Below are 1,946 nucleotides of genomic sequence, written 5' to 3' on the forward strand. Positions count from 1 at the left end.
CCAAACGAGCGATTATTCATATGACCGGGCGTCTGATCGACAAACAGTTGATCCAACCATTCGTCAGGAAGAAAATCAGGATATTGGACATCCCCTAAAACCCAACGGGAAAAATGCATCAAGTCCGATAATGAGTCAAATAATCCCGCAGAGCCACAGTCAGCGCCTAAAATCCGTGCCTTTGGATCATGGACAGTCCCGCGAATTAAGCCCTGACCTGGAATATTTTCAGTTGGGACCACATTTGTGATGTCTTGAGGCTGAAAAGTGGCCTGCCCCAACTCCAACGGCTCCAAGACATAATCGTTAATCAGTTTCTGAACGGGTTTTCCCAACACCTTCGTTGCGATCCAACCCAAGAAAATAAAGTTGTAGTCCTGATAATGAACGACCTTCCCAATATCCGGCCCACTCTTCAACTGAAGCAGTGCCGACATTAATTGATCCTTTGGCAGCTGGTTTCGATTGGGGATATACCCAACGATATCCGACGTATGGGTCAATAAGTGGCGAATCGTTACTTGTGTTGACTGCCACTCGGGAAAATAGGTGCTCAAAGAGTCGTCTAAAGAGATCTTGCCGGTAACAAGTAACCGTAAAATCAGATTGGTTGTGCCAACGACCTTGGTTAATGATGCCAAATCGTATAGTTCTCCAGGATGCAAAGCAATCCGGTTAGGGACTAATTCCTGTTGGCCAAAATAATCGGTGATCTCTTCATCATTGTCAAGGATTCCAAAGCTGACCCCGGGGATGATCCCAGCGTCGACAAATTGATGCATTTTGGCAATTGTTTTTGAATACTTCATCAAGGATCCCCCTCGTTTCTGAGACGCATTAATGGTTTTAATTTTAACGCTAAACGCTTTTGGGATAAAGTCGCCTCAAATCCAGGCAATTACGAAAAGATGCCCTTAATCAAGTTAGATTTGGTACAATTAGAAGGTAAACGGTTCACAGATTGGAGGAAATAAACGTGGCAAGTAACTCAGACACAATTTATCACGTTCTTTCATATATTAAATCCCACCCGGACAAAGTCGAAACCAAGCGTGATGTTTATGACAACGTTGTCGAAATGTATCTGGATGACGATGTTAAACTGGGCAATCCGGAAATTTACTTTCCTAAACAACGCTTGATGGTTAATTTGATGTCACCGGATTTTATGTCGATGTACAGTGACTTACTGGACTTTTTTCATGACCAGACTAAAGTGAAAGATGCCAGTTATCATGAGCTTTGGGTCACAAGTTCCCACCTTGTTGATAAGCACAAGTATTTAATCGATCTGTCGTTTGAATAAACGCAAAAGCAAGGAGGAAATTTGATTTGATTAGTCAGTTATTCGATGTAATTACCAAGCTGTCGTCTTATGCGATGGTTATTTTCTTTGCGATGTTTGTGTACTTCAAAACGACCGGTAAGAAGGGAAAGTATCCTTACGGCAAATATGCGTTAATTTCATTAGTGTTAATGGCCGTCTTTGGGACGCTTTTTTTCAACACCCCACAGGGCAAAAATGTGATTAAAAAGGGAAATGCCGAGCAGGAAGCTCGTACGGAAAAAAAGGCCAAATCAAAGCAGCAAACCCCCACGAAAACAACGGAGGCTTCCGTCAAACAAACCCTGAGTACAACTAGAACACTGTTGTTTGTTCACCAGACCAAGTTCAGCTCGCGTGGACAGGTTGTGACCATTGAAGTCACCGATAAGCGGGATACAAAAGAATCATTTCGCTTAACCACGATCGCAATTTTAAAAGCCATCAAGAATTCCAAGTACCAGCAATTCAATGAGTTTGAAATTGTTTTTAATCGAAACGTCGGCAATGGTCAAAAAAAGACAATTGTGAAGTCGACCTTTAAGAAATCAACCCTTCAGAAGCTGAACCTAAAGACACTTGAAACCAATCAACTGCGGGATAAAGCTGACACATATTATGA

At 42.2% G+C, this 1,946-nt stretch carries 3 protein-coding genes; 2 read left to right on the forward strand and 1 reads right to left on the reverse strand.

Annotated elements, in window-relative coordinates; genetic code table 11:
- Window positions 1-809, reverse strand: an 809-nt coding sequence (locus tag AB3112_RS11095; RefSeq protein ID WP_367334526.1) for a serine hydrolase domain-containing protein, incomplete at its 3' end; no start/stop codon positions are given.
- 167 nt (window positions 810-976) lie between these two features.
- Here AB3112_RS11095 and AB3112_RS11100 point away from each other — a divergent pair.
- Window positions 977-1,306 carry a hypothetical protein gene (locus AB3112_RS11100; protein ID WP_057909346.1) on the forward strand — a complete coding sequence of 110 codons (330 nt, stop codon included), beginning with the start codon at window positions 977-979 and terminating at the stop codon, window positions 1,304-1,306.
- Window positions 1,307-1,332: 26 nt separating this feature from the next.
- The coding region (locus tag AB3112_RS11105; RefSeq protein ID WP_367334527.1) for a hypothetical protein at window positions 1,333-1,946 on the forward strand (614 nt) is incomplete at its 3' end.

Source organism: Lentilactobacillus sp. (assembly GCF_040773105.1).
Lineage (GTDB): Bacteria > Bacillota > Bacilli > Lactobacillales > Lactobacillaceae > Lentilactobacillus > Lentilactobacillus parabuchneri.